The sequence below is a fragment of the Streptomyces sp. WAC04114 genome (genome assembly GCF_019733245.1).
In the GTDB taxonomy this organism is placed as follows: domain Bacteria; phylum Actinomycetota; class Actinomycetes; order Streptomycetales; family Streptomycetaceae; genus Streptomyces; species Streptomyces massasporeus_A.
This window is the reverse complement of sequence record NZ_JAIGQA010000042.1, coordinates 23,660-50,301: the sequence shown is the minus strand read 5'-3', so window position 1 is coordinate 50,301 and position 26,642 is coordinate 23,660. Positions and strand designations below refer to the sequence as shown.

23 protein-coding genes are annotated in these 26,642 nt (G+C 70.0%); 9 read left to right on the top strand and 14 right to left on the bottom strand.

Annotation, left to right across the window (positions count from 1 at the left end):
* The coding region (locus K4G64_RS14460; RefSeq protein WP_260460449.1) for an RNA polymerase sigma factor at positions 1–1,275 on the top strand (1,275 nt) is incomplete at its 5' end.
* Positions 1,276–1,278: 3 nt separating this feature from the next.
* Here the strand turns inward: K4G64_RS14460 and K4G64_RS14455 are convergent.
* Positions 1,279–2,442: a methyltransferase domain-containing protein gene (locus tag K4G64_RS14455; protein ID WP_221756444.1), complete on the bottom strand. Its 1,164-nt coding sequence runs from the start codon at positions 2,440–2,442 to the stop codon at positions 1,279–1,281.
* Between the two features lie 184 nt (positions 2,443–2,626).
* On the opposite strand from K4G64_RS14455, the gene K4G64_RS14450 reads away from it, so the two are divergent.
* The 7 genes from K4G64_RS14450 (at position 2,627) to K4G64_RS14420 (ending at position 8,279) form a co-directional block, all read left to right on the top strand.
* Entirely contained in the window at positions 2,627–3,508 is an 882-nt protein-coding gene (locus K4G64_RS14450; RefSeq protein ID WP_308122366.1) for a polysaccharide deacetylase family protein, read from the top strand.
* A complete protein-coding gene (locus tag K4G64_RS14445; protein ID WP_221756442.1) occupies positions 3,505–4,326 on the top strand; it encodes a polysaccharide deacetylase family protein in 822 nt (273 codons plus the stop codon). The genes K4G64_RS14450 and K4G64_RS14445 overlap by 4 nt, the downstream gene beginning before the upstream one ends.
* A 169-nt stretch (positions 4,327–4,495) precedes the next feature.
* Positions 4,496–4,804: a co-chaperone GroES gene (groES, locus tag K4G64_RS14440; protein WP_003974211.1), complete on the top strand. Its 309-nt coding sequence runs from the start codon at positions 4,496–4,498 to the stop codon at positions 4,802–4,804.
* Positions 4,805–4,921: 117 nt separating this feature from the next.
* Entirely contained in the window at positions 4,922–6,547 is a 1,626-nt protein-coding gene (groL, locus tag K4G64_RS14435) for a chaperonin GroEL (RefSeq protein WP_221756441.1), read from the top strand.
* 140 nt (positions 6,548–6,687) lie between these two features.
* On the top strand, positions 6,688–7,203 hold the full coding sequence (locus K4G64_RS14430; RefSeq protein ID WP_260460448.1) for a hypothetical protein: 516 nt from the start codon (positions 6,688–6,690) through the stop codon (positions 7,201–7,203).
* Between the two features lie 543 nt (positions 7,204–7,746).
* Complete coding sequence (locus K4G64_RS14425) at positions 7,747–8,025, top strand: type II toxin-antitoxin system Phd/YefM family antitoxin (protein WP_184761037.1); 279 nt, start codon at positions 7,747–7,749, stop codon at positions 8,023–8,025.
* Positions 8,022–8,279 (top strand): Txe/YoeB family addiction module toxin, encoded by a 258-nt coding sequence (locus K4G64_RS14420; RefSeq protein WP_221756440.1) that lies wholly within the window; start codon positions 8,022–8,024, stop codon positions 8,277–8,279. Before K4G64_RS14425 ends, K4G64_RS14420 begins: the two co-directional genes overlap by 4 nt.
* A gap of 69 nt (positions 8,280–8,348) precedes the next feature.
* On the opposite strand, the gene K4G64_RS14415 is transcribed toward K4G64_RS14420, so the two are convergent.
* The 4 genes from K4G64_RS14415 to K4G64_RS14400 form a co-directional block, all read right to left on the bottom strand.
* Entirely contained in the window at positions 8,349–11,147 is a 2,799-nt protein-coding gene (locus K4G64_RS14415; protein ID WP_221756439.1) for a M48 family metalloprotease, read from the bottom strand.
* Positions 11,144–11,662, bottom strand: coding sequence for a hypothetical protein (locus tag K4G64_RS14410; RefSeq protein WP_221756438.1), 519 nt, complete (start codon positions 11,660–11,662; stop codon positions 11,144–11,146). Before K4G64_RS14410 ends, K4G64_RS14415 begins: the two co-directional genes overlap by 4 nt.
* A 474-nt stretch (positions 11,663–12,136) precedes the next feature.
* Complete coding sequence (locus K4G64_RS40165) at positions 12,137–12,466, bottom strand: hypothetical protein (RefSeq protein WP_260460447.1); 330 nt, start codon at positions 12,464–12,466, stop codon at positions 12,137–12,139.
* A 1,000-nt stretch (positions 12,467–13,466) separates the two neighbouring features.
* Positions 13,467–14,012 (bottom strand): hypothetical protein, encoded by a 546-nt coding sequence (locus tag K4G64_RS14400; RefSeq protein ID WP_221756437.1) that lies wholly within the window; start codon positions 14,010–14,012, stop codon positions 13,467–13,469.
* Between the two features lie 281 nt (positions 14,013–14,293).
* Here K4G64_RS14400 and K4G64_RS14395 point away from each other — a divergent pair, with 281 nt between their 5' ends.
* Positions 14,294–16,873 carry a hypothetical protein gene (locus tag K4G64_RS14395; RefSeq protein WP_221756436.1) on the top strand — a complete coding sequence of 860 codons (2,580 nt, stop codon included), beginning with the start codon at positions 14,294–14,296 and terminating at the stop codon, positions 16,871–16,873.
* Between the two features lie 346 nt (positions 16,874–17,219).
* Here the strand turns inward: K4G64_RS14395 and K4G64_RS14390 are convergent, their stop codons facing one another.
* The 9 genes from K4G64_RS14390 to K4G64_RS14360 all read right to left on the bottom strand — a co-directional run bounded on the left by K4G64_RS14390 (position 17,220) and on the right by K4G64_RS14360 (position 26,575).
* Complete coding sequence (locus K4G64_RS14390; RefSeq protein ID WP_221756435.1) at positions 17,220–17,696, bottom strand: hypothetical protein; 477 nt, start codon at positions 17,694–17,696, stop codon at positions 17,220–17,222.
* A 39-nt stretch (positions 17,697–17,735) separates the two neighbouring features.
* Positions 17,736–18,923, bottom strand: coding sequence for an amidase domain-containing protein (locus K4G64_RS14385; protein ID WP_221756434.1), 1,188 nt, complete (start codon positions 18,921–18,923; stop codon positions 17,736–17,738).
* 257 nt (positions 18,924–19,180) lie between these two features.
* A complete protein-coding gene (locus K4G64_RS14380) occupies positions 19,181–19,609 on the bottom strand; it encodes a hypothetical protein (protein ID WP_221756433.1) in 429 nt (142 codons plus the stop codon).
* A gap of 66 nt (positions 19,610–19,675) precedes the next feature.
* Entirely contained in the window at positions 19,676–20,308 is a 633-nt protein-coding gene (locus tag K4G64_RS14375; RefSeq protein ID WP_221756432.1) for an RloB family protein, read from the bottom strand.
* The gene (locus K4G64_RS14370; RefSeq protein ID WP_221756431.1) at positions 20,262–21,602 is read right to left on the bottom strand and encodes an ATP/GTP-binding protein; all 1,341 of its coding nucleotides are present in this window, start codon (positions 21,600–21,602) and stop codon (positions 20,262–20,264) included. The genes K4G64_RS14375 and K4G64_RS14370 overlap by 47 nt, the downstream gene beginning before the upstream one ends.
* A gap of 329 nt (positions 21,603–21,931) precedes the next feature.
* Entirely contained in the window at positions 21,932–23,089 is a 1,158-nt protein-coding gene (locus K4G64_RS40160) for a hypothetical protein (protein WP_260460445.1), read from the bottom strand.
* Positions 23,090–23,127: 38 nt separating this feature from the next.
* Positions 23,128–24,411 carry a hypothetical protein gene (locus tag K4G64_RS40155; protein WP_308122365.1) on the bottom strand — a complete coding sequence of 428 codons (1,284 nt, stop codon included), beginning with the start codon at positions 24,409–24,411 and terminating at the stop codon, positions 23,128–23,130.
* Positions 24,412–25,515, bottom strand: coding sequence for a protein kinase (locus K4G64_RS40150; protein ID WP_260460444.1), 1,104 nt, complete (start codon positions 25,513–25,515; stop codon positions 24,412–24,414). It abuts the gene before it with no gap.
* 352 nt (positions 25,516–25,867) lie between these two features.
* Positions 25,868–26,575 carry an ester cyclase gene (locus K4G64_RS14360; protein WP_221756430.1) on the bottom strand — a complete coding sequence of 236 codons (708 nt, stop codon included), beginning with the start codon at positions 26,573–26,575 and terminating at the stop codon, positions 25,868–25,870.
* Positions 26,576–26,642: the final 67 nt, after the last annotated feature.

The following is a 26,642-nucleotide window of genomic DNA, read 5'->3' as shown; positions in this document are numbered from 1 at the left end:
CCCCCACCCCCGCCGCCCCAGCCCGGCCGTACCGCCGAGGTCGTCGAGACCGTCGAGACCGTCTTCCGGATGGAGTCGCCCCGGATCATCGCCGCAGTCGCACGGGTCGTCCGGGACGTCGGGATCGCCGAGGAACTCGCGCAGGACGCGCTGGTCGCGGCGCTGGAGCAGTGGCCCCGGGACGGGGTGCCCGACAACCCGGGCGCCTGGCTCATGACCGCCGCCCGCCACCGCGCCGTCGACCTGGTCAGGCGCCGGGAGAACTACGCCCGCAAGCTGGCGGAGATCGGCCGGGCCCTGCCCGACGCGGCCCCGGCGGAGGAGCCCGCCGACCCCGACGACATCGACGACGACCTGCTCCGCCTGGTCTTCACGGCCTGCCACCCGGTGCTGTCCACCGAGGCCCGCACCGCCCTCACCCTGCGCCTGCTCGGCGGCCTGACCACGACCGAGATCGCCCGCGCCTTCCTGGTCCCGGAGCCGACGGTCGCGCAGCGCATCGTCCGCGCCAAACGCACCCTCGCGACGAAGAACGTCGCCTTCGAGGTGCCGCACGGCCCCGACCGCGAGGCCCGCCTCGGCTCGGTCCTCGACGTCATCTACCTGATCTTCAACGAGGGGTACGCCGCCACGGCCGGCGACGACTGGCTCCGCCCGTCCCTGTGCGAGGACGCCCTGCGCCTGGCCCGGGTGCTCTCGGCTCTCATGCCGAAGGAACCCGAAGTGCACGGCCTCACCGCGCTCCTGGAACTCCAGGCCTCCCGGACGGCCGCCCGCACCGGCCCCTCCGGCGAGCCGGTCCTGCTGAAGGACCAGAACCGCTCCCGCTGGAACCGCATGCTCATCGCCCGCGGCATCACCGCACTGGGCCGGGCCGAGGCCACCTCCTCCGGCGCCCCGGGCCCTTACCTCCTCCAGGCGGCCATCGCCGCCTGCCACGCGCACGCGTACACCTACGAGGAGACCGACTGGTCCCGCATCGCCACCCTCTACGGCCTCCTGGCCGCCCGTTCCCCGTCCCCGGTCGTGGAGCTGAACCGCGCGGTGGCCGTCTCGATGTCCGAGGGCCCGGCCGCGGCCCTCGTCCTCGTCGACGCCCTGACCGGCGATCCCGCTCTGCGCGACTACCACCTGCTGCCCAGCGTCCGGGGCGACCTCCTGGCCCGCCTCGGGCGTACGGCCGAGGCCCGGGCGGAGTTCGAACGGGCGGCGTCGCTCACGCGGAACGAGAGGGAGCGGGACCTGCTGCTGCGCCGGGCGGCCGAGCCGTCCTGAAGGTCAGGCGGGGTGCCCGATGAGCATCGCCGGTGCCCCCGCGACCCGGGTCAGGAACACCGTGGCCGCGTGTGGCCCCTGCGGCTTGACCTTCTTGCGGAGCTCCTCCGGCTCGACCGCCGAACCCCGCTTCTTGACGGTGAGAATGCCGACCTGGCGCTCCCTCAGCAGCGCCTTCAGCTTCTTGACGTTGAAGGGCAGATGGTCGGTGATCTCGTAGGCGGTGGCGTACGGGGTCGGGTGCAGGGTGTCGGCCGTGACGTAGGCGATGGTCGCGTCGAGCAGCCCGCCGCCGACCTGGTCGGCCACCTCGGCGACCAGGTGGGCGCGGATGACGGCGCCGTCGGGCTCGTACAGGTAGCGGCCGGGCGGGCGGACCTCCGGGTCGGGCAGGCCGCGGGAGAGCAGGGTGCGGGGGCCCGGCAGGAGGGTCGCCCGGACCGCCCCCGGCTCGGTGCCGAACCACAGCACCGCTTCCTTGACGTCCCCGCCGTCGGAGATCCACTCGGCCTCGGCGTCCTCGGGGACGGCCTCGTGCGGGATGCCGGGGGCGACCTTCAGCGCGGCGCCGAGGGGGGCCCGGCGGGCGGCGGAGATCGCCCAGGACAGGGGCGGCGAGTAGGCCTCGGGGTCGAAGATCCGGCCGCGGCCGCCGCGCCGGGCGGGGTCGACGAACACGGCGTCGAAGCCGGCCGTGTCCACGTCCGTGACATCCGCCTCGCGCACCTCGACGAGACCGGACAGCCCCAGCGCGTCGGCGTTCGCCCGGGCCGCCGCGGCCGTCTGCGGGTCCCGGTCCACGGCCAGCACCCGGATCCCGGCACGGGCCAGCGCGATAGCGTCACCGCCGATGCCGCAGCACAGGTCGGCGACCGAGGTGATGCCCGCCTCGGCCATCCGCCGCGCCCGGTAGGCCGCCACGCTCGCCCGGGTCGACTGCTCGACGCCGTTCGGCGTGAAGAACATCCGGCCCGCGTCCTCGGCCCCGAACTTCACAGCCGCCCGCTGCCGCAGCCGCGCCTGCCCGAGCGCCGCCGACACCAGCGCGGCGGGGTGCTCGCGGCGCAGCCGGGTCGCGACGGCCAGCTCCTGCGCCGGGTCGGTGTCCCGCACCTCGTCGAGGAGGGCGCGGCCTTCGGGGGTGAGGAGGGGAGCGAGGTCGGTCACCGGATCATTGTCGGCCACGGCGGCGGGCGGGCGGCGTGTGGGCCAGTCGGTGGATGGTGGGGCGCGGGCCGCGGTGTCGGGCCGGGATCGACGGGAGGCGCTGCGAGGATCCGGCATCATGCGAGCAGTCGTACAAAATGACAAAAGCCGGGTATGGGGGGCATCGGGGCGAAGGTCCGCCGGCGTGCGGATCGGCCTCACCGTGCTCGTCCTCGCCGCCATCGCCTCCGGCTGCGCGCAGGACGGCGCGGGCGACCAGGTCACCCCGGCGGGTGGCCAGCAGCCCCTCGACGCGCCCCCGGCCCGCGCCCTCGACTCCTACGCCACCAAGCTGCGCGCCGCGCACGCCGCCCGGGTCGCCGCCGCGCACCGCTGGGGCCTGCGCAAGGTCCCCCGGGCGGCCCCGCCGGCCCCGGCGGAGAAGCCGAGGATCAGGACCCGCAAGGGCTTCGAGGTGGACGGCCACCGCGAGCTCGACCTGCCGCCCGTCTTCACCAGGGTCCCCACCCGCGACAAGGTCGTCTTCCTCACCATCGACGACGGCGCCGAGAAGGACCCCGCCTTCCTGCGGATGATGAGCGACCTGGACGTCCCGTACACCGCCTTCCTCAGCGGCTACCTGGTCAAGGACGACACCCGCTACTTCCGGACGATGCAGTCCAAGGGTGTGGTCCTGAACAACCACACCCTCCACCACCCCAATCTGCGGGGCATGTCCTACCGGGGGCAGAGGCGGGAGATCTGCGGCATGCAGCGCTACGTGCAAAGACAGTTCGGCAAGCGCCCCACCCTCTTCCGACCGCCCTACGGCAGCTACGACCGGGCGACCCTGCGCGCCGCCAAGACCTGCGGCATCACGTACGTCCCCCTGTGGAACGAGGAGGTCTTCGCCGACCACTGGGAGTACCGCGAGGGGGACCGCAAGCTGCGCCGGGGCGACATCGTCCTCACCCACTTCCGGGGCCGCGACCACTGGAAGGGCACGATGGCCGACATGGTCCGCCGCTTCCTCAACAAGGCGACGGCCCAGGGGTACGCGGTCGGGCGGCTGGAGGACTACCTGTGAGGCGGCCGGCCGCCGCCCTGCTGTGCGCGGTCCTGCTGGCCGGCTGCGCCGGGGGCGTGGGGGAGCGGCCGGACACCGCCGACGGCCGGGCCCAGGATTCGCCCCGCGCCGTGAGCGCCACCCGCCCGCTGCCGCCCGTGGTGGACCACGTCCCCACCCGCGAACCCGTCGTCTTCCTCACCTACGACGACGGCGCCGAACGCGACCCCCGCTTCGTCGGCCTCGTCCGCGAACGGCGCCTGCCCGTCAGCATGTTCCTCACGGACAGCGTCGTGGGCCCCGGCTACGGCCACTTCGCCCGGCTGCGCGCGGTCGGCGCGTCCATCCAGAACCACACCCTCGACCACCCCGCCCTGCGCGGCCTGCCCTACGCCGGCCAGCGCGCCGAGATCTGCGGCCAGCAGCACAAGCTCCGCTCCCGCTTCGGCATCAGCCCCCGCCTCTTCCGCCCGCCCTACGGCACCTACGACCGGACGACCCTGCGCGCGGCCGCCGACTGCGGCATCACGGCGGTCGTCCTGTGGCGCGCGTCCCTGGGCGTCGACGGCGAACTGACGTACACACGGGGCGAGCCGGGCCTGCGGCCGGGCGACATCGTCTCGGTGCCGGCGGGCGAGACGATGTCCCCGAGCCTGACCGAACGGACCGTGCGGCTGCTGCGCGAGATCGAGCGCAGGGGGCTTCGGGTGGGGCGGCTGGAGGACCACGTGCAGGACCGCCCGATGGGCCAGCCGAAGGACCAGCCGATGGGCAACCCGAAGGACCCCCCGATGGACCACCTGGAGAGAGCGCCCGGCCGACGCGCCGCCGGCAATTAGCAGTCCGCTTGACCGAGTGCTAATCGCAGTCATAGTCTCGGCTTTGGCACTCCCCCTAGGAGAGTGCCAACACAGCGACGGGCAGGTCCGGCACCCGCGACGACGGATCCACCTGGTCGCCACCTCAGACAGTTAACCCCGTGAGATCTCCGAAGGGGGAGGTCGGATCGTGACGACCACCAGCTCCAAGGTTGCCATCAAGCCGCTCGAGGACCGCATTGTGGTCCAGCCGCTCGACGCCGAGCAGACCACCGCCTCTGGCCTGGTCATCCCGGACACCGCCAAGGAGAAGCCCCAGGAGGGCGTCGTCCTGGCCGTGGGCCCGGGTCGCTTCGAGGACGGCAACCGTCTTCCGCTCGACGTCTCCGTCGGTGACGTCGTGCTCTACAGCAAGTACGGCGGCACCGAGGTGAAGTACAACGGCGAGGAGTACCTCGTCCTCTCGGCCCGCGACGTGCTCGCGATCGTCGAGAAGTAATTCACCCCAAGCACATTGCTTTGAAGCTGCGCCCCTGGCCCCCGCGATCGACATGAAGCCGGGCGCCCGGGGCGCAGTGCCGTATATCCCAGATTCCGGAAGAGGGCTCACGCTCCCATGGCGAAGATCCTGAAGTTCGACGAGGACGCCCGTCGCGCCCTCGAGCGCGGCGTCAACAAGCTTGCCGACACGGTCAAGGTGACGATCGGCCCCAAGGGCCGCAACGTCGTCATCGACAAGAAGTTCGGCGCTCCCACCATCACCAACGACGGTGTGACCATCGCCCGCGAGGTCGAGGTCGAGGACCCGTACGAGAACCTCGGTGCCCAGCTGGTCAAGGAGGTGGCGACCAAGACCAACGACATCGCGGGTGACGGTACGACCACCGCGACCGTGCTCGCCCAGGCGCTCGTGCGCGAGGGCCTGAAGAACGTCGCCGCCGGTGCCTCCCCGGCCGCCCTGAAGAAGGGCATCGACGCCGCCGTCGCCGCGGTCTCCGAGGAGCTCCTCGCGACCGCCCGGCCGATCGACGAGAAGTCCGACATCGCCGCCGTCGCCGGTCTGTCCGCCCAGGACCAGCAGGTCGGCGAGCTCATCGCCGAGGCGATGGACAAGGTCGGCAAGGACGGTGTCATCACCGTCGAGGAGTCCAACACCTTCGGTCTGGAGCTGGACTTCACCGAGGGCATGGCCTTCGACAAGGGCTACCTGTCGCCGTACTTCGTGACGGACCAGGAGCGCATGGAAGCCGTCCTGGACGACCCGTACATCCTCATCACGCAGGGCAAGATCTCCGCCATCGCGGACCTCCTGCCGCTGCTGGAGAAGGTCATCCAGTCGAACGCCTCCAAGCCGCTGCTGATCATCGCCGAGGACGTCGAGGGCGAGGCCCTGTCGACCCTCGTCGTGAACAAGATCCGCGGCACGTTCAACGCCGTCGCCGTGAAGGCCCCCGGCTTCGGCGACCGCCGCAAGGCGATGCTGCAGGACCTGGCGATCCTCACCGGCGCCACGGTCGTCTCCGAGGAGGTCGGCCTCAAGCTCGACCAGGTCGGCCTGGACGTGCTCGGCTCCGCCCGCCGCGTCACCGTCACCAAGGACGACACCACGGTCGTCGACGGCGCCGGCAACAAGGAGGACGTGCAGGGCCGCGTCGCCCAGATCAAGGCCGAGATCGAGTCCACCGACTCCGACTGGGACCGCGAGAAGCTCCAGGAGCGCCTCGCGAAGCTGGCCGGCGGCGTGTGCGTCATCCGCGTGGGTGCCGCCACCGAGGTCGAGCTCAAGGAGCGCAAGCACCGTCTGGAGGACGCCATCTCCGCGACCCGCGCCGCGGTCGAGGAGGGCATCGTCTCCGGTGGTGGCTCCGCCCTGGTCCACGCCGTCAAGGTCCTCGAGGGCAACCTCGGCAAGACCGGCGACGAGGCCACCGGTGTCGCGGTCGTCCGCAAGGCCGCCGTCGAGCCGCTGCGCTGGATCGCCGAGAACGCCGGCCTCGAGGGCTACGTCATCACCTCCAAGGTCGCCGAGCTCGACAAGGGCCAGGGCTTCAACGCCGCCACCGGCGAGTACGGCGACCTGGTCAAGGCCGGCGTCATCGACCCGGTGAAGGTCACCCGTTCCGCCCTGGAGAACGCCGCCTCCATCGCCTCCCTCCTCCTCACGACCGAGACCCTGGTCGTCGAGAAGAAGGAAGAGGAAGAGCCGGCCGCCGCGGGCCACGGCCACGGCCACGCCCACTGACGACCAAGGTCGCCAGAGCCTGAGTGAGGGCCCGGCACCCCGGAAACGGGGTGCCGGGCCCTCACTGTTCTTCTTCCCCGGTCAGGGAACCGCGGCGGCGTTCGGCGGCCTCCTAGGCACCGGAGCAGAAGGGGGATGCGATGAGCCAGGTGCTCTACGAGGAACGGTCCAGAAATCCGCTGGCGCGCACCGCGGAACTCACCGAGGACCGGCTGCGCAGGGGCGGCCGGACCACGCCATTGGACGAGCTGAACCTCGGCGCCATGGCCGAGGCGTATCTGCGCGGACACTGGCTGGGCGGCGGCGGTGCCGAACGCCCCCTCGCGTCACTCGTGCAGGGCCCGGGCATCGTCCCGGTCACCCGCGTCACCGGTACCACCACGCCCCTGAAGGTGCGCCGGACCGCCGACTTCGCCCGGGCGCTCGGCGAACTCGCCGTGCGCAGGTGCGGCGGGCCGGGCCAGGTGGCCGCCCTCGCCGCTCGGGCGCAGGCGGAGGGCGTGCCGCTGTGGATCGCCCGGCGGTACGCGCCGGGGCCCGCCGGGCCGGTTGCCGTCGCCGTGGACCGGCGCCTGGTCCGCGTGGACGTCTGGGGCCCGGGCGCTCCCGCCGTGCGCCTGCGAGCCCTCTACGGGTTCCGCGGTGCTCGGCGATGACCTCCCGCAGCCGCGGCTTGGCCCAGGCTGCGGCCTCGCCGTTCAGCACGGCGTGCAGCACGGTCAGGAAGTGGGACTTACCGGCGCCGAACGATCCGTGCAGGTAGGCGGCGTACGAGGCGTTCTTGCGGACGGCGCCGCGGATCAGCTTCAGCGCCTTGCCGAACTGTTCCTGGAGCTGCGGCGTGACCACGTACTCCTCGACCCGGCCCGCGGCACGCCCGCTGAACCCCTGGGACGGCTCGACCTTGAAGTCGCCGGCGTAGACGTCCTCCTTGATGTCGAGAACGTCCCTCAGTACGACCGTCTCGCCCGCGCTCTGGCCATCAGCCGCTCCCGCTCCCCACAGCACACGCCCGGCCACCCCCGCGGCCGGGCCTCGTTCCGGGCCCGCACAGTGAAACCGGGCCCCTTACAGCTCTCCTTATCCTGCCAGCCGGTAGGGGAATCCCGGTCGGGAAGAACGAGGCCATGCGACTTGTACCGGGTCCCTGTACCATCCGACTGGTACGGTATTTCGGTACCAGTCTGAGGAGGGACGGCATGTCCATCACCGCCAGTGAGGCCCGGGCCAGGCTTTTCCCGCTGATCCAGCAGGTCAACGACGACCATGAGCCCGTGGAGATCACCTCCAGGGGTGGCAACGCCATACTGATGTCGGCCGACGACTTCCGTTCCTGGCAGGAGACCGTCTACCTGCTGCGCTCGCCCGCCAATGCCGCCCACCTCATGGCGGCCGTCGCCGCGGACAAGGCCGCCGACACCCCGGTGATCACCAGGAGCATGGCGGAGCTGGAGGCCATGGCGGAGGACGGCGAGTGAGGGACGTACGGTTCCGTCCCACCGGCTGGGAGGACCTGCTCTACTGGCAGGCCGCCGACAGGAAGCTCTTCCGCAAGCTCGTCCGTCTGATCGCCGAGATCCAGCGGGACCCCTTCACGGGTATCGGCAAACCGGAGCCGCTGAAGGGCGACCTGTCTGGCTACTGGTCACGCCGGATCGACGACGAACACCGCCTCGTCTACCGGGCCACCGAAAAGGAAGTCGTGATCATCAAGGCCCGGTACCACTACTGACGGACCGAAAATGTGCACCTCGCTCCTTCGGTGCGGGGGCGCGGCGGGCGTTGAGGGCCCGGCGGCTGCTTACGGCGGGGGGCCGGCGCGACGCAGCGTGATGGTGTACCGGTCTGATCGGAGCCGTAGGTCGTCTCCTGAGCAAGAGAACTCTTCGGCCTTCGTCATGTGCGCGAAAAGGGGTTCTGTCGACTTCTTCTCGCCGTCCCAGAACAAAGTCTCGCGACCGTCTGGGACCGGATCCTCGTAATCGATCCGGTCGTCTTCGGCCAGGAAGTCCAGCCGGAGCGTTCCCGTGTACTTGTATACGGCCTCATGGCCGTTGAGGGAGCCCCATTCCCAGGTCTGGGAGCCGAAGTCCAACGTCACGGTCCCATTCCGTTGGAATCGGTGAGTGACTCCTTTTGAACGTGTAAAGGTGAGTGAGCCCGTTTCGTCGAGGGGAACGGTGCGGCGGTATTCGGTTTCGACCCAGGTGCCGAGAAGACAGTTCGCCGCAGATGCCTGGTTGCCGGCAAGGACGATCCATGCGCCATGGTTGAAGTAGGAGGCAGGTACCAGGGGGGCGGCCACCGCTGTGGCGAGCAGGACGAAGCCCACACGGGAGGTGGGAGGGCGGCGGCCGGGAAGCTCCTTCGGAGCCTGGTTCGTCGATGGCGCGTCTGACCGGACACGCCTTGCGCGTCGGCCCGGGATCTTTTGCGCCACGGCGACGAGAAGGACTACGGGGACTGCCGCGAGCGCGCCCAGGATGATCGCGGAGTGCCAGAACCGTCCGGCTGTGTCAGCCGAGAGTGGTTGCCAGCATGCCTCCACCATGATGCCCACGTAGGAGTAGCAATTGCCGGGCTGTGCGCCCACCCAGACGGCTAGGGTCGTCATCGTGCCCATGATGAAGACCGTCATCAGAGCGAAAACAACACGCCCCCGCTTCACGACAACGGCGGTGGCCCCCGCGGCCAATGCCTCGAAGGCGGCACAGATCGCCAGGAAGGCGGCCATGCTCCCCGTACCCCAGGCTTCGAGATCCTCTCTCGCACCGGCAGTTCGGTAGGCCGATCGCGCGAGCAGCACATGAGCGGCACAGGCCAGGGCCCAGAGACCGGTGCCGGACGCGGCGACCGCCAAAGAGGCACGAACGTCACGGAACGGGCTGTCGAGCGCCGGGTTCGCTCTGGAACGCCATGACGTGAGGACGATCGGGACCAGCCACAGCAGTCCCAGACCGAGCAGGACCCCCGGCATGAAGTAGCTGGCGACGAAGAACAGGAACCCTTGCGGCCAGAGGGTCAGTGTCTCCGTCCAGGCGAGTGCGGTGGCGTATCCCTCGACCAAGCCCTCCGGCATGGAGACCGCGGCGGGAGCCTTGCTCCGCAGGGCATCTGCGAGGGTCTCGTCGATGTTCTGGCGCAGCGTCAGCCAGAGAGCCATCCACGGAGTGGTCGCGAGCACCGCCGTGGCGATCAGCGCGCCCTGCAGTCTGCGCCGCCCTGGATCGGCCGTGCGGTGTAGAGCCGACCTCGCCCATACGGCCAGCAGCAGACCGCCGACCAGCAAGGGCGCGGCAGTGGTGAGCACCGTGACCGGTGTGAAGGAGTCGTCACTTCCGTACTGGCTGAACAGCACCCACTGGCCCGCACCCGTGTTGATCAACGAAATGGCCTCACCGGTGAGCAGGCCTGCTCCCATGACCATGGGGAGTGCCAGGACTCGCATGGCTGAAGTGCGGCGTCCCGTCGCGGTGACGGTTCGAGAGACCGAGAGCACCAGTGTCGCGGCCACCGGCGCGGTGAACAGCAGAGCGGTCAGGAACGTCGACAGGTTCAGAGCACCCGGCATGAGGTTGGCCAGCGTGAATCGGCTGTTCTCCATGATCACCGCTGCGACGACGCCGACGCAGAAGCTGTCCCACAACCGCGGGCGCACCAGCAGGCGGGGATCGTCCATGGTCTCGATCCGCTGCCGGGGCGGTGGATGATGATGCCAGTAGCGACGGGCGAGGGCGAAGCGCCCGGCTGTTTCCCGCCGGAGCGCAGCCCGGAGCGCTTGGAGGGGGACGCCGTCGGAGGGGTCCGACCAGCGGACCGCCTGCGCGTCGGCGTGCAACTCGCGGGCCCGCAGCAGGGCGTTTCGCGTGAGGTAGACCAGCAGCGTCAGAGCGCCGAGGGACACCGCGGCCGGTGCTGCCGCCGGCCAGTCCCGAAGGCCGGCGCCGGTATCGGTTCCGGAGCCTGACAGGAATTGCGGCGCCACCGCGAGGAACAGCATCAGGGGGACGACGGACAGAACGAACGACCACCACATGGCGATGGTGAGGTAGGTCTTGTCGACGTCATGGTGGTGCAGGTGCCCGAGCTCGTGTAGCACCGTGTCCCGGCGGAGATCCGGCAGGGAGCCGGAGTTCTGCAGCAGCCGGTTGGACAGTTGGATGCGGCGGCGCCCGGGATGGCCGAAGGTCAGGGCCTCGAGGGTCTTGTCGTAGGGCGCCACCAAGAACGTCGGTTCGGGCTCCACCCCGGCTTGTCGACACAGCGCCCTCAGCTCCGCCATGATTTCGGGGTCGTCCGCGGCCGTGACGCGTTGCAGGCGACCACGCCGGATCATTCGCCGTGGATGGCACGCGTAGATCGTCGCAGCAAGGACGAACACCGCACCGCTGCCCAAGGCGATGAGCGGAATTCTGCCGATGGTTCCCTCGGGCAGCGCCGTGTGAAGGACATAGAACACCGTGGACGTGGTGGCGAGCACAGCTCCGATCAACAGAGCGAACAGGGGCGTCGTGCTGGCCGAAGGAGTAGCTGCGTCCTCGTCCCCGGCCGTTTCGAGGCTGTTCGAGCCGGTTTCCGGGGTGGTGGGTGTGGTGGTCACGGGTCTTCGGAGCCTGCCTCCGGCCCGGCCTCGGTCAGAGCATCGGCGATCTCCCGCGCCAGTTCCTCGGCGTAGCCGTTCCGCGCCATGACCTCCTCCACGATGCGGCGCACCTCGTGACGCTCCTCGGCTGTCCGCAACTCCAGAATCGGTCCCTGCGCACCCGGGGCGTCGTCGTCCGAGCGGGCCCTGATCAGTCGCCGGACGGCTTCGCTCGCCGCTCGCCCTGCCCGGGACGCTCCGCGCACGGCGTACAGGCCGGCCAGGTAGAGGGCGACCTCCGAGGAGACCGCGAGGACGACCGGTGTGAGAGCTTCGACGACCTCGGTCACGCCGCTGCCCACGACACCGTCACTCGCCCGGTCGCCCTTCAATGCGCGCCGCGGGTCGGCGAAGTAGGCCTCGCTGGTGAACCGGAAGGTACGGAGCTCTCCTGGCGCCACGCGATGGACGACCTCGCGGGCCAGAACCTTGACCAGGTCCTGATCGGCGACTTTCTCGGGACGTTTTGTCACCCTGCCTCCATGCCTTACGTGTCCGCGGGACGGCTCGGGGCGAAGCGCACCTGACGGTCATCCGTGAATGACCGGATCGCCGGTGCCCCGCCGACCTGACATCGGAGACGACGGCCCGCCGGGCAACCCGGTTCCCCCTGCTGAGCAGACGATCGATGGCGACCGCAAGTGACTACCGGCGGCCGGGATCGTATGCATTCGGCATGACTTCTGACCGCGAATGAGGCGTTGTCGATCCAGTGGAGGACCGCCGCGCGCAGGTTCCCTCGACTCCCGGCCGGGATCAACCGGCGGGGTACCGACCACCCGGTTGATTCTTCGGAGCGGTGAAGGTTTCGGAGGGCCGTGACGACCCGGCGTCGGAGTGGGTTCCGACGACTCGGGGACCCCGTCCGTCATCGTGGGGGGCAGGGCCCACCGTGAACGGGCTGGTGTCGGCCGTCGGGGAGTCCGCTTGACGTCGGACCATCGCGCTCAGCGCGCCTCGGCCCCCGCGTACGCCGGGCAGTGTGTCTCGTCTCCGGCGGGCCGGAAGAGTCTCGGCTGTACGTGGTCGCCCTCGCACTCGCGGGTTCCGGCCAACCGGGCCGACAGGACCGTGGCGCCGCCCTGGGGCGCCACGGGCGCGCCGGATGGACGGAGAACGGGTGGCACGTCGCGGAGCAGGTAGCGCAGGAGGCCGCCGGGGCGGTGGACCGGGGTGCCGTCGGCGGGGAGGCCGCGCAGGATGTGCGTGCGGACGACGGTGGGGGTGTGGCCGGCGGCGATCCAACAGGAGATGAGACGGGCCAGTTCGTCGTGCATGCGCCGGGGGATGCCGCGCAGGTCGGGAGAGAGGTGAGAGAGGGCGGCGACGAGTGCGCGGGCGGTTTCGGGGACCTCGGTCGTCTCCGGGGCCGGGTCCGGCCTCGGCGGGGACCTCGGTCGTCTCCGGGGCGGGTTCCGAGTCCGGCCTCGGCTTCCGCTCCGGCTCGGCGGGATGGTGGGAGGTGTTCTCCCCAGGGTCTCTTCTTGGATGACCGTCGGTGGACGGAGGGGTCGGAGCACCGGCCGCCGGAATGCAGGGACTCGGTGCGGGCTGGGGCGACGCCGGGGCGGAGGGTGTGTGTACCGGCATCCGAGCGAGGATCTTGGCGGCTTCCGCGGCGCTCAACGGCACGTTGGAGACGAGCTGTTGGGTGACCCAGTGACCGCCGGGCCCCTGGAGCCGCCGCTCGTGCACGAAGCCCTCCTCCTTGAGCTGCCGCTTGGCCCGCGTGAAGGCGCACGCCCCGATGCGGGCGCGCTCGGCGGTGCGCGACAGCCACTCGCGCGTCCCGTCGGGGAGGGAGAGCTGCCAGGTCAGCAGTCGCACGGCGTCGGAGGACAGCCGGGGGTGCCGGATGAGGTCGTGAGAGAACTGGGAGAAGGCGCGCGGGGGCGCGATATGGTGCCGGCAAATCTCGGTGGGAGCCCATACTTCCACTGGTGTTCAGGCCCTCGCGGACGGTTGCAGCCGTCGCGGGGGCCGTCTTCGTACCGTGCCCGGCGTGGCACGCGGAAGACGAGATGTCGGGGCGACGCTACCGGACGCTGCGTGTGCGGATGAGCGCATTGAGTGAAGAAGGCTTTCGCGTAAGGGCGAACGCCCTGTCGACGGGAGTCGTCACCCGCCCACGTCCCCGGGTTCGCCGGATCGCGTCGTCACATGCTGCTCAGTCGCCGTCTCACCGAGGGACGTCCTTGACTTTCCCGATCAGGACGCCGGACGCCTGTGCCTTCTCCCTCAGCCCGGAGCTCAGGTCTACGGCGTCCTCGAGTACCACTACCCGCTGGACCTGGCCGTGCCGGGCAACCGACGGGGCTGACCTGCCGACGTACTCGACGGCCCCTGCGAGGCGCTTCGCCTCTTCGTCGCCTGATCGCTCGGGAGCCGCGACCCACGCGCCGTACGCGGTCCGTTCACTGACCCAGCCGAGGTCGAACTGCGGTCCCCGTCGCGCCGGAGCCCGAACGTCGAGCGTCCCTCGGGCGGCGACCCGCTCGATGAGGCGTCACAGTAGGCGGGGCTGGACAGCCACGCGTCCGGGATCAGCCCGTTGTCCTCGCTGAACCGCACGAACACACACGCCAGCACCCACGCGGCAGCGATCTGCACGACCCGCTCGTCCCGCCAGGTCTCGTACATGGCGGCCGTACGCTCCGCCGCGACGGCTTTCTCGTATTCCGCGCGCAGGGCGTCCCGGAACTCCGGCTCGCTCTCGGTCCGCGCCCGGAGATCGTCCTCCAGGAGCCGCGCCTGCGTCTGGAGATCCTTCAGCAGCCGCGCCCGGTCCAGCACGGACCCCGTCCCCTCAGCCGTAGCCGTCACCCTCGGCCCACTCCTTCAACGCTGACTCACGGGCCCACACGGCCCACCGCACCATCCTGCCAGCCGCCTCCCTTCAACCGGCCCGATCCGCATCAGGGTCGATTTCCGACGAAGAGGCCCCGGAGCGGGGCGAGCGGGGCCATCATGGCGGAGCCGCAGCGCAGAAGTCCGGTGGGGGAACGTTCATGTGCGCTGTGTGCCCGCACGGGGGGTGCCACCACATGGAGTGTCCGGCGAGCAGACGTGTGCCATGGGCGAGGTCTCTGGGAGCGGCGGCGGGCATGCTGCTGGCGTTGCTCTGCCTCTGTCTGAGCGGTGCCGGTCCGGCCGGCGCGGCCGGTGGAGGAAAGGGCGAGGGGAGCGTCGGGAAGCTCACTATCGACATCGGCTGGGACGCGGACCGGGAGAAGGTGGTGGTCCGCAAACGCTGCACGTACACCCTCCATCCTCGAAGTGAAGCCTTGACCTGGTTACGAACGGTCGGGAGCGGTTTCTGCACGGGCTACACCGTGCGCCGTGATGGAGAGGAGCCGATCTACGACAGTGAGGACGACCCGGCGGACAAGGTCACGCAACAGTCGTCCAGGAGTCCCGTACGGGTGGAGACGGACTCCGCCCGCCACCTGTCCCGACGTTCCGGCCCGCAGTCGCTGGAAGTCCACATCGACATGGCGCGAGCGCTGAAGAACGCACGGGACGGGATCCCCGAGGTCTGGACTGTGGAGGTGCGGGCCCCGCGCTGGTCGTTCAGCATGATCCGCGGTCCGGTGGCATCGCAGTCGCCCGGCAGGGTCACATGGGAGATGAAAACCACGTCGCAGGACGCTCCGGCCATGGTCGGCAAGGTCGTCCTGCGCAAGACGCTGGAGACGACGAAGCCGCCCTCGTCGAGGCGGCAGACGCAGGCGGAGCCGGTGACCGCCTTCGGCGTCGCCGCCTGCGGGATCGGTGTCGTCGCGGTATGCCTGGTGATGAGGCTCACCGGTCCCGCGGTGCCGTGGAGGTGGGCGAAGGCCACCATGGTGCTGACAGCGGCGGCGTACCCCCTCGCCTTCTTCGGGACGCAGGGACAACAGGATCTCTGGCGGTACAGCGGCCCTACCTCCGGCCCGCCGACGGCTCAGGAATGGGCGCCGGGGCCCGCCCTTGGCATGTGGTTGTGGTACGTCCTGCCGGTGGCAGGATGGTGGTTCAGCCGCCGCCTGGTCACCCGCAGGCCCCCGTCGACCCACATACTCCTCGTGAGCGGCGCGGCGCCCCTTCTCTTCTTTCCCCTCCTGGCAGCCGGCGGGACACTGCTGACTCCCAGAGGGTGGCGCGGACTGGTCGTTCTGTTCCTCCTCGCACTCGCCAAGTTCCTCGTCTTTCGCTTCCTCACCGACAGGGGGACGGCGGCCCGCAGATGGGCGGCGGCGGGGGGCACATTCGTGTGGGTCGCCGCCCTGACGTACCGGTTCGGCGGCGCCCCGATCATCACCGACAACGACTCGTCGGTGAAGACGTACGAAGTGGCCGCCCTACTGATCTGCACATGGCCGGCCGCGGCATGGCTCACATCGCTGCTGGGGCCGGCGCTGGGCCGGCCCCTGAGGCCGGTGGTCTGCGTCGTCTGTTTCGCCGCGCTGTGGGCTCTGGTGCTTGCTCCCTTCCTGGTGGCCCACATGACGACGCCGACGGAAGCAGGAAACGACCCGTGGGACTACTACAGAAGATCCTTCTTCACGGGATACATGGGTTTCCCGCTCTGCGCGGTGGTGGTCTGCGGCCTCGTCCTGCAACTCGTCTACCTGGTCCGGTGCGGTGGCCTCGCCGACCGGGGCCGGGCCGCGGAGCCGGTCGGCAGGGTGCTCCTGGTCTGCGGCGTGCTCATGGCTCTGGGTAACCCCAGCCTGCGGACCCTGTCCATGTGGGGCGACGCGCTCGCCATCCTGTGTGCCGCGCTCGGCTCGCTCTGGCTGATCCCCGTCGGCTCCCACGCGACGGCCGTCGGGTTCCGGCGCGTCAGCCGGAAGGCGCACGCACGGCTCATGAGCCGGTACGTGAGGACGCAACTCCTCTGGGACTCGCGTGCCGACTTCCAGCGGGCCTCCCGGTCGGCGCTCACGGATGGTGACATGTCCGCGGCGGAGTTCTCCCAGCGCTGGGAGGAACTGGACGTGCCCGGCCGCCGGGGCGACCCGGCAACCCGGCTGGCCCGTGCGAAGCGGTGCGCGCTGGGAACGAGTGCGGGAACCGCGCCGCGGGTCGCGGGAGCGGCCGGTGCGGCCCTCGCCCAGCTACTGGCCTTGCCCTGGGCCACCTACAAGCTCGTGACCGCCGACCCCGTGGGGGCCGACGCGTTCATGCCGTTCCACCTGGAAGAGATCTCCAAGGCGCTGAGGTTCGCCCACTGGGCGCTGTACGGCTTCGTGTTCGGCTATTTCTACACCCTGCTGCGTGGCCACACACCGATCGCCAAGGCGGCGGCACTCATGGCGGTGGTGCTGCCGGCCGAGGTACTGGCGATGGTCCCCCTCACCGTGGATCCGCAGTTCACACGGAACCCGTCCTGGAACGACATGGTGGTGGCCTGCGGCGGCCTGGCCGGACAGACCTTCGTCGTCTGTATGGGGCTGGGGCTCGTCTGGGAGTGGTGGCTGGCACGGGCCGCGGCGCTGAAGTGGTCCCAGGTGCGCAACTTCCGCCGGCTGTCCTCCATCACCGTGCCCCTCGGCACCGTACTCGTCGCCGCCGCCACCGCGTTCGCCACGGTGGTCGCGGGAGCCTGGGCCCAGCAGGAACTCCAGCCCCCGTCCGGCAACCCGTCATCGTCATCGACCGCCCCGGCTCACCCCGGGCCCAGCCCAGACCCTGACCGCTGACGCCAGGGTCGTCCGTCTTCCGGCCCGGTCGCGCGACGATGTCACGGAAGGCCGGTCGGGACGTCCCGGCGCGTGGTGACGTCGTTCCGTGCCGTCCACATGAGAACGGGCCAGGCGGCGCAGGGGACGTTCCGTCCCTCACGTGCCGCCGTGCACCGCACCCGGGGTCCGTCGCATACGGCACCTCGGCCGGAAAGCAGTCGGCACCGACCCGCTCGGCCGGTGGGTCGGCGAGAACAGCGTGCCCGCCCGGCGGCGGACAGGCCACGCCGTCTGGCTCACGGTGTGTCCGGCCGGGTGGTGGCCCGATCCGACACGTCGGACCGGGCCACCACGACGGTGGTCGTCAGGAACGCGGCTTGTCGGTCGCGGCGGATTCCTTGCCCGGCTCGGCGGGCTGGTCGGTGAAGACCGTCAGGTGCCACGTTCCCTTCTCCCGCGTGACGGTGAAGGTGTCCTGCAGTGGCTTGCCCTTCTTGTCCTCGGCGAGGAGGCGGGCCGAGCCGACGTCCGGACCCATGTCGTGCTGGATCCGCACGTCCTTGATCCTCCAGCCGCGTCCGCCCTGGTCGGCGAGGATCCGCTCCGCCTCCTGCCGGGACCATTCCTCGTCCTCGACGCCCCCGACCGAGATCAGCTCGGCGGCGTCACGGGAGTTGAGGGCCTGGACATACGCCTCGACGGCATCACGGGCCCCGTCGGAGGATGCCGATGCCGAAGACGAGGGCGCGGAGACCGCGGGCGGGGCTTCATCGTCCTGGGACGAACAGCCGGATGCGACAACCAGAGCGGCCGCCACGGCCAAGAGGCGTCGACGTTGCACAGCACACTCCTGTTTTCTGGTGAGGGGACGGGCAACCTGTCAGGTGCGGTGCGCATACCACCAGGCGCGCGGGTAGTCGGAGAGGATCTTCTTCAGGCTTTTGTTGTGGGTGTCGCCGGTGTGGTAGGTCAGATACGGCGTACCGCGGTATTTCTTCGTGACGATCATGGTGTGATCGATGTTGTTGTTGCGGTTGAAGTCGGCCTGGAGAACATCGGCCGAGGCCAGCTTCCACACGTTGCTGAGTATCTTGGTCCGCTTCGAGTGCTTCTTCGCGAACCAGTACCAGTTTTCGGCCCCGGCCCACGTGTAGCTGGTCGTGAACTTCGTCGGCCCGTAGAACCAGTACTTGTTGCTCTTCCGCTGGATGATGGCGCCACCCTTGGGCCCCCAGCCGCCGGCCAGCATCGCCTGGGAGATGAAATTGGTGCAGTCGTTGCCGTACGTGCGGAAGGCGTCGTTGTGGTTGTTCCAGTACTTGTTGGCGTAGGACACCATCTTGCCGTAGTTGTAGTTCGCCGTAATCGTGGGTTTGACGTAGTCGGCGCTGTTGGCGGGCAGCGGTTCGACGTCAGCCCCGGCGTCCTTGCTCCCTTCGGCCTCGTCCGGCGTCCCGCCCCCGTCGTCGACGGCGGGGGCGACGTCCACGTCGGTCACCTGGGTCGTCGCGGTCGGCCCGCCTTCCGCGTCGGCCTCGTCGGCCGACAGCAGCCAGGCGCCGTCGGGGCCCTGGGTGAACTGCACCGTGTGGGGGAGTGACAACTCCTCGTACTCCGGCGCGCCTTCCTCGACCTCCTGAGGTGTGAACGGGAGGTACAGGCGTGTGTGCTCGGTGAGTTGAAGCGTTGCCGACTGGCCGGTGACGCTCGCGTCGGTGACCTTCACGTCAACCTCCGCTCTTGTATAGCCGCCGTCGGCTTTCTCGTACCGCCGGCCCTTCTCCACCAGGGCGGCGAACTCGTCCTGTACCTGGGCCGTCATGGAGCGAGTCGCCTGAACCTGCCCGCGGGCGGACTTCACCGCAGGACGGGCCGTTGTCAGCAGGTCGGCCCGCTGCTGAAGGTAGCCCTCGGCGAGCTGGGTGAGTTCGGTGGTGTCGGCGCCCGCCGACGGAGTCGCCGCGGGCGAGGGCGTCTGAGCGTGTGCTGGTGTGCCGATGAGCGTGAGTGTCGCCGCCACCGTGGTCGCGGCTACGGCGATGACAGGTCTGTGCCCCGTGGTGCGCATGAATCCCCCTGCATGAGCTGACTGGTCGGCTTCAGCCTGCATGCCAAGAGATCGCATTCGAACACGCCGTTCCCGTACGGCGGGTTCAGATCCAGGAATGGCCGGTTCCTATTCGAAAGTCCTTCATAGCGAACAAGGTCCGGTCCCGCTGGAGAGTCGGGTACCGGATCGAGCACAGGAAGCCGGTCGAACCACCCCCGCACGTCGTGACGTCATCTACCGGGAAGACGCCCTCGGCCTCTTGGAAACAGATCACTTTAGGCAAGGATGCGGGCCGGGAAGGAACCGCGGGAGATCAGCGGCAACTGTCCCTTCGGCCCGGAGATCCTGAGCTGCCTGCCCAGGTGAGCCGCGATCTTGACGGTCGAGGAGGCAGGGGTGGTGAGAGGAATGAGCTGTGACAACTCGTCCCGAGCGATCCCCGTGACTACTTCGTTGCCACAGACCAGGACGGCGAAGACCAAGGGTGCCGGTTCGGAGTCGATTCTCCTCTTGTCTTCGCCGGAGAAGGTGAAGAAGTAATCCCCTGGTCCCTTGCCGTCGTTGTACTTGATGAACAGGTGGCGGTCGTGGTTCACCACGTAGTGCCCGTACTTCACGCTGGCGCGGTTGAGCGCAGTGAACTTCTCCGAGTCGGCGATCGCCACCAGCGCTGCGCCATGCATGAAGTCCTTGTGATCAATCACCGTCGTCCCCTCCGGTCGGCCATGGATCGATGAACGATCACCAGGATGGACGCGTCCGCGTGACAATCAGTTCTGCAGATGCGCCGGGACGATCTCCCGGACCAGTCGCCACATCCCGCTCGACGGATTCCGCTTGTGTTCCTCGCCCGGCTTCGCCAGCGCCCGCGCCCGTTCCACGGCCTGCGGCCACACCTCCCGGTAGAGGTCGAAGGCGAACCTGTTCGCAGCTTTGCTGTAACCGCTGTGGTGGGGGAGGAGGTGCCGCTCGGCCTGGCGGAAGCCGTCGACCGGGGCGCGGTGGTCGCGGAAGTGGAGCAGCAACCACAGCTCGAAGCACGGGTTCGACAGGGCGATGTCGATGCGCTCGGCGCGGGCCAGCCGCAGCGCCTCGTCCAAGTGCGCGAAGTCGTCCACGTCGAGAACACACCACGTGCGTTCGTAATGATCGCGGGCCCGTGTGCGCTCACCGGCCGCGTGCCGGACCACGGGCACCGGGTCCTGCGGACAGACCTTGACCTGCACATCGACGGCGCGGTTGTCCACTACCCTCAACAAGCTTTTGATGTAGATCGGTTCGGTGTTTCTCGCTCCGCACACCACCAGGATCGTCGGTAATGCGTCCCGGTATGCCGGCCTGCGGCGCAGCGTGGACTCACGCCGTGGATTCTTCCGGCCTTCCTGCTTCGGATCCCTCGCCATCCGTCTCCCCCCGCCTGGCGATAGCCAGCGTGAACGTGTCGTCGACCATGGGCACCGCGCCGTAGCTTCCATTGAGATAGCGCCGCTCCCGGTTCTCGTCCTGGCGCGGCCGGAAGTCGGACAGCGGATACAGCGAGCTCTCCCCGAACTCGTTCTTCGTCACGAACCAGATCTGATCCCGCTTCAGGATGTCCTCGCCGGCCCTGCGGCCCAGCAGGCTCACGTCATGGCTGGTGAACAGCAACTGGGCGCCGTGAGGATTGCGCTCGGGGTCCTGGAAGAGACCGACGAGGAAGGCGCTGAGCCGCGGGTGAAGGCTGCTGCCCAACTCGTCCACGACCAGGGTGCCCCCGCGACGAGCCACCCCCTCCAGCGTGAACGCGTACTCCACCAGCGCCTGCGTACCGGCGGACTCCGCGTTCAGCGGCACCTCGAACGGGCCGTTCCTGCCGGTGTGCCGCAGAAATAGGTCGTGGCGTGTCCGCCGGTACGTCCTCGGCATGTCGAAGAGCGTCTCCGTCTCGGCGCCCCGGGAGACGGGCCGCGAGGACTGCAGGTCCTCCTCGACCGTCTCCACGCGAAAGTCCTCGATGCCGAGGTCCGCGACGCGCAGCAGGTCCCGCAGATGGGTCGGCTCTCCACGTTGGTCCAGTCGGCGTGCGAGATTCCTGAGCATCAGCGCGCGGTTCATCGGACCGTTCGTCAGAGGGCCGCCGAACACCAGGTCGCTCCGAAACCACCGGTACACGGGGGTGACCACGTCCGTGGCCGTCTTCGACCGGGCGGCCATGGACAGGAACAGCGCGTTGGGAGCCGTCACGTCGGCGACCGTGTGCAGTTCCTTGGGACGGTCCTGCGAACTGCCGACCCGGAAGTCGTCTCCGTTCCGCTCGAACACCACCCGTTTGCGCCCCTCCGGGTAGGCGTACAGCCATTCGCCGACGACGTGGTCGTCGTCCACCTCGAAGCCGTAGACGTACCTGACTCCGCGCACGAGGAGGTCGGCGACGTACCAGGAGGAATCCGTCTCCCGAACGTCGGAGAAGAAGGGCTGCCTGCTCACGCCCCCGCCATCCTCCGCCAGGAGATGCGACCGGGTCACCATCTCCGCCATGTAGCGCAGCGCGTCGACGATGTTGGACTTGCCGGCCGCGTTCGAGCCGAAGACCCCCGCGACCGGTACTGCCTCCCACGCGGTGCCCGGCGGCCGGTCCCCTTCGTACACCGGTTGAAGCTGCCACTCCAGCTCGTCGCGAATCGAGCGGTGGTTGGCCACCCTGAAGTTCAAGAGCATGCGTACCCCCCTCGCGCAGGCTAGCTTCACCCGGTTTCGTGCAAGTGAATCGCCGGTAGTGCGGAGTAGCAAGCAGAACTGGAAAGTCAGGCGCCAAATCGAGCCCTACGGGTGTACGCCGGTGCCGTCAGGGCCGTACGGCTGTGGACCGGAGGTCCTTGAGGAACAACCCGTCCAGCACCTCCCACTCCGTCGCCCGGTCCACCACCTCCACCGTCCGCCCGTCCAGCACGGGCGTGGCGCGCGGGTCCTCCGCCGGCAGCAGCAGCCACAGGCCGTGCGGGGTGTCCGCCGGGCGACGGGCCGCCTGCTGGAGGCCGGCCAGCAGCTCACGGCCCCGGCAGGGGTCGGATCGTCGGAGCCCGGCTGGTCCTCCAGCGCGAGGACGACCCTGCCGCCGCGCCGCTGCACGGCCAACCGCGCCGGTGCCTCGTGCCGGGCCGGACCACGGTGCTGCGTGAGCTGCGCGCCGTCGGGGCTCCTGACGGCATGGCGCCGCTCGCGGACACCCGGCTGGTGGAGCTGGCCGCGTCGATGGCGGGCGGGGTGGCGTTCTCGCCGCGGTTGGAGTTGTTCCCGCTGGATCTGGGGCTGGCCCGTGCTCTGCGCATCTCACAGGCCGCGGCGGGGGTCCGGTCGGAGAGCGGCATCTCGCTCGAGGACCTGCTGTCGCGGGTACGGGCGCGCTTCCCCGGTCTGGCGGGGCTGGACGAGACGACATATGTCGAGCTGTCCGAGGCACTGACCGAGGCGGGTTTCCCACTGGACTGGGACACCGGGCGGCGCCGTTTCCTCCCGAGGGCCGAGGAGGGCCGCGGCAGCCGTCTGGATCCATCGGAGGTGGCCCCGGCCGGGGCGTCGTCCCGCTTGCGGATCTCCGCCTCGACCGCCGCGCGCACCACGGCCAGCGCCCTGGCCAGGGACACGGCGGGAGCGCCGGCCCCCGCGCCGTGCCGCGCCCGCAGCTCGGCCGCCAGCTCCTCCGTCGTGGACACCCGGTCCCGCTCGGTGAGGATGGCCACCACCTCGTCGCGCACCCTGCCGAGCCATGGCATTCGCGCCCACTGCTCGACGGCCACCTGCTGGTTCTGCGACACCGTCGGCTGGCTGATCCCCAACGCCTTCGCTATCAGGCTCTGCGCCGGCCACGACTCCAGCGCCTCACCCTCCTCCAGCACACCAGGCAGCTGGAGCGTGGCCCTCACCACGTCCGAGCGCGGCCGGGTCCGGCGCTTGCCCTCTGGCGGCGTGAGCCGTGCGGCCAGGGTGTCGACCGACTCCAGAGCCTCCTCGGGAGCGTCCGGTTCCAGGGTGACCGGCCGTGTCGGCGCGGGACGGCGGCGCAGCGCCTGTGTCCACTGGCGGTGGCGGCGGTTCAGCTCCTTGCAGATCGCGTTGCCCGCGCCCCGGGCCCGGGAGATGAGGTGCGGGGGAATGTCGAGGAGCTGCTCGACCGTGTGCGCCTTCAGCCCCTCGGCGACCGACACGGCACGCGGCGACAGGCCGGCCGCCGCCAGCGGTGTCTTCAGTGTCGCGGCCTCAGCGGCCTGCTCGCGAACGTCCTCAGATCCTCCGCGCTCAGCCCGACGGTGGCCGGAGTGGTCGCCGGATGGGCGGCGTCGGCGGCCCGGAAGACCTGCCGCCACGCCTCCTGCAACTGCCGCAACGAGTCGAAACGCTGCTCCACGTCCCGGTGCAGGGCCCGCTCGAAGAAGCCCTTCAGACCCTCGCTGAGCGCCTGCGGGAACAGCTCGGCGGCGACGTGCGGGGTTGCGTCGGTGGCCATACGGGGATCGCTCTGACCGTCCCCCCACACCGGGCGCTCGCCCGACGCCATCTCGTGCAGCGTGACGGCCGCGGCGTACCACTCGGCGTGGTCGTCGTACCGGGAGCGGCCGGCCCCACCGAGGAACGGGTCGAGGTAGCCGCGGGTACCGGCGTGCACGTCCTGGTCCGGGGCGTCGGCCAGGGAGAAGTCGAACAGCATCAACTGCCAGGAGCCGTCACTGCGCTTGAACAGCCCCAGGTTGTCGGGCTTGACGTCCCGGTGCCGCACTCCGCGCGCCGCCAGCGCGTCCAGTGCCTGGAACAGGTCGTTGCCGAACCGCTCCAGCTGGTCGTACCCCAGAGGGCCCTGGTCGCGGAGCCGCGCCCCGAGGCTCACCGGCTCCCGGTCGTCCGCGCCGCGGTAGCCGCCCGCGTACTCGATCTCGAGGATCGTGTGCCCCGCCAGCTCCCTCGGCTCGGCGAGCAGCTTGACGATCCGCCCGCCGCCGACCTCTTTGAGCGCCTTGGCCTCCGCGTACAGGCGGGCGTCCTTCTCCCGGTCCAGGGCGACCTTGAAGACGCGGAATTCCTGCTCCTCGCCCTCCGGCAGCGGTCGGCGCACCAGGAGGGCACGGGCGGTGGCGCCCGTACCGAGGACCCGGCCCACCGTCCAACCGTCGCCCAGCGGCTGCTCGGGCTGCACGGTCAGCGGATCGGCCGACGGCCCTGCGGACGGTTGCGGTGCTGCCGCGTCGGCTTCCGCCGCGGCCAGCAGCTCCAGGAACTCGTCGACGGAGGCGAGCCGGTCCCGTACGTCCGCCGTCGTGGCACGGAAGACGAGCGTGTCCAGGGCCGACGAGACCGAGTCGGTGACCGCGTAGGGATGCAGCCCTCCGTCGTTCTGCAACCGCTCCAGCAGCGCACTGCGCCGGTCCGCGGGCGGCCGGCCCGTGAGCAGCAGATAGGTGAGGGACCCCAGCCCGAACACGTCGAGATCGCCGGGGTCGGCGAACTCCTGGTCCGTCTCGGGCGCGAGGTACACCTATGCCGTGTCGGCGATCAGAACGGCGTCGAGGGGGGTGTCGCCCAGTGAGCGGTGCAGGGTCGTCTCGAAGTCGCGGGCGGCGGTCTGCCAGTCGGCGATGCGCAGCACCGGTTCGCTGCCGTCCTCCCGGGCCGACACATAGACAGAACGGGCGGCCAGCGCCCGGTGGTAGAGGGAGCGGTGGTGTGCGTAGCGGACCGCTTCGGCGAGCTGGCGCACCAGGTCGAGCCGCACCGCCGGGGTGAGCCGGCCCCCGTACGCGTCGAGATAGGCGTCGAGCCGTAGATCGGACTCGCGGTGCCGGAAGAGGATGGCCGGACCGCCCTGGTGCTCACGGATCTGCGTCGCCTGCACGATGCCACGGTGGTTGATTCCCTGGAGCACCTGGTACTCACGGCGGGCCGCACGGTCCACCTTCGCCCGCTGCTCCGCCGAGGCGGCCTGCCCGGCCAGGTAGATACGGACCCGGCCGCTCTCCTGCACCAGCCCGTCGTCCCGCACCGCCAGGCGGTCCTCCCAGCCGGGGCCGGCGTCCAGCGCGCGCGGCTGCAGCTTCCAGTCGTCGCCGAACCGCAGGTGGGCGGTGGAGTGGCTGATGCCGATCCGCTGCATCATCTGCTCGAGACGCTGGCCGATCACCGGCGTGATGCGCCAGCTCTCCCGCTCCGGGGGCCGGCCGAGCAGATCGTCCCAGACCTTCGGCAGTCCGCTCGCCCCGTCGTTGCGGCCGTAGACGGAAGCGCGCTGGAACTCGTCGAGGCCGCTCACCAGACCCGGGTCGTGCAGGAAGACGGCGGGCTTGATGAAGGGCACCTGCCGCGGATCCATCCCCAGCGTGCGGGCCGCCCGCTCCAGCTGCGCCTTCAACTCCTTGGCCTTGAGGTCGGTCAGATGCAGAGGGTTGCGCAGCGTCCGCACACGGTCGTCGCCGTGGAACTGCCAGGTGTCGCCGTGGTTCACGACACGGCCAGGGTGCCCCTTGAGTTCGAGGAGGTAGACCCCGCCGGGAACCGCGATCAGTACATCGCACTCGTTGATCCGCCCGGACGCCCCGGTGAACTGGGAGGTGGCCCACGCCCGATAGGGCTCGGTCCCCGGCATCAGTCCACGAAGGTGGTCCAGGCCCTCCTGCTCCCAGCGGAAACCCGATCGTCGCGGCTGAAACCAGCGTTCACGTGGAGTGGGAGCAGCCGGTTTCGGAGCAGCGGGCGCCGAGCACCTCCGGGAGACGGTGGCGGGAGGACCCGTACGCGCCGCGCGTGGTGATCCTCCCCTGACGACAGGTGCAAAATCCTAGTCATCCCCACTGACACCGAGGCCCGGATGTATCGGCTCGCGGCGACTCTGAGCCCGCGGCCCCCCTGCAGGCATCACTTCGACCAACAGGGGGGCACAGCACGATCTCGTGTGTGTGCCGCACAGGGGTCGGCTGCCGGAAGGAGCCGCCCCGACGTCAGAGCTCCGTCGGCTCCAACGCCCCCAGCTGCTGCATCAGCCCCAGCCGGTCGTACTGCCACCAGCCCTCGGCGATCTTTCCGTCCGGCGTGCAGCGGTGCACGGTCGTCCCGGTCATGGTGACCTCCTGACCGGTCGGCGGGATCCCGAGGAAGTCGCCGGTGTGGCGCCCGTGGAACGTCCACCGGGTGCAGACCCGGTCGCCCTGCGCCATCTGGTCCTCGATGGTGAACGAGAAGTCGAACCCGCCCCGCCACACCTCCACCTCGCGCCGGAGCGCGTCCAGCCCGATCACGTCCTGCACATTGGCGGGATCGTGGTCGTGGTAGTCCTCGATGAACACGTCGTTGAACGGCGGCGCGTCCCCCTGGCCCGGCGCGAGCTCGAAGAACCTGCGCGCGGTGGCCGCGTACAACTGCTCGTCCCGCACCACGTCCAGGTCCGTGAAGGTCGGCGTCTCCTCACAGAGCGCCACCATGTCCTGGAAGATCCGGTCGGTCTCCGGCAGCCCGGAGTTGCGCATCGCCTCCTCGTACGAGGGGAACTCCACGATCTCCACGATGTGCGAGGAGTCCGCCCGGTCCTTCGCCACCACGCTGTGCGACGCGGTCCGCTTCCCCTTGGTCTGCTCGACCCACCGGTCCATCAACCGGTTCATCTCGTCGAGCCGGCTGGTCCTGCATTCGATGAGCTGTACGAAGGTCATGGCCTCGCCTCCGGCCCCCCTGGGTCCGGCTGAACAGCTTCATTGTCCCAAGGGGTAAGCCCGGCTG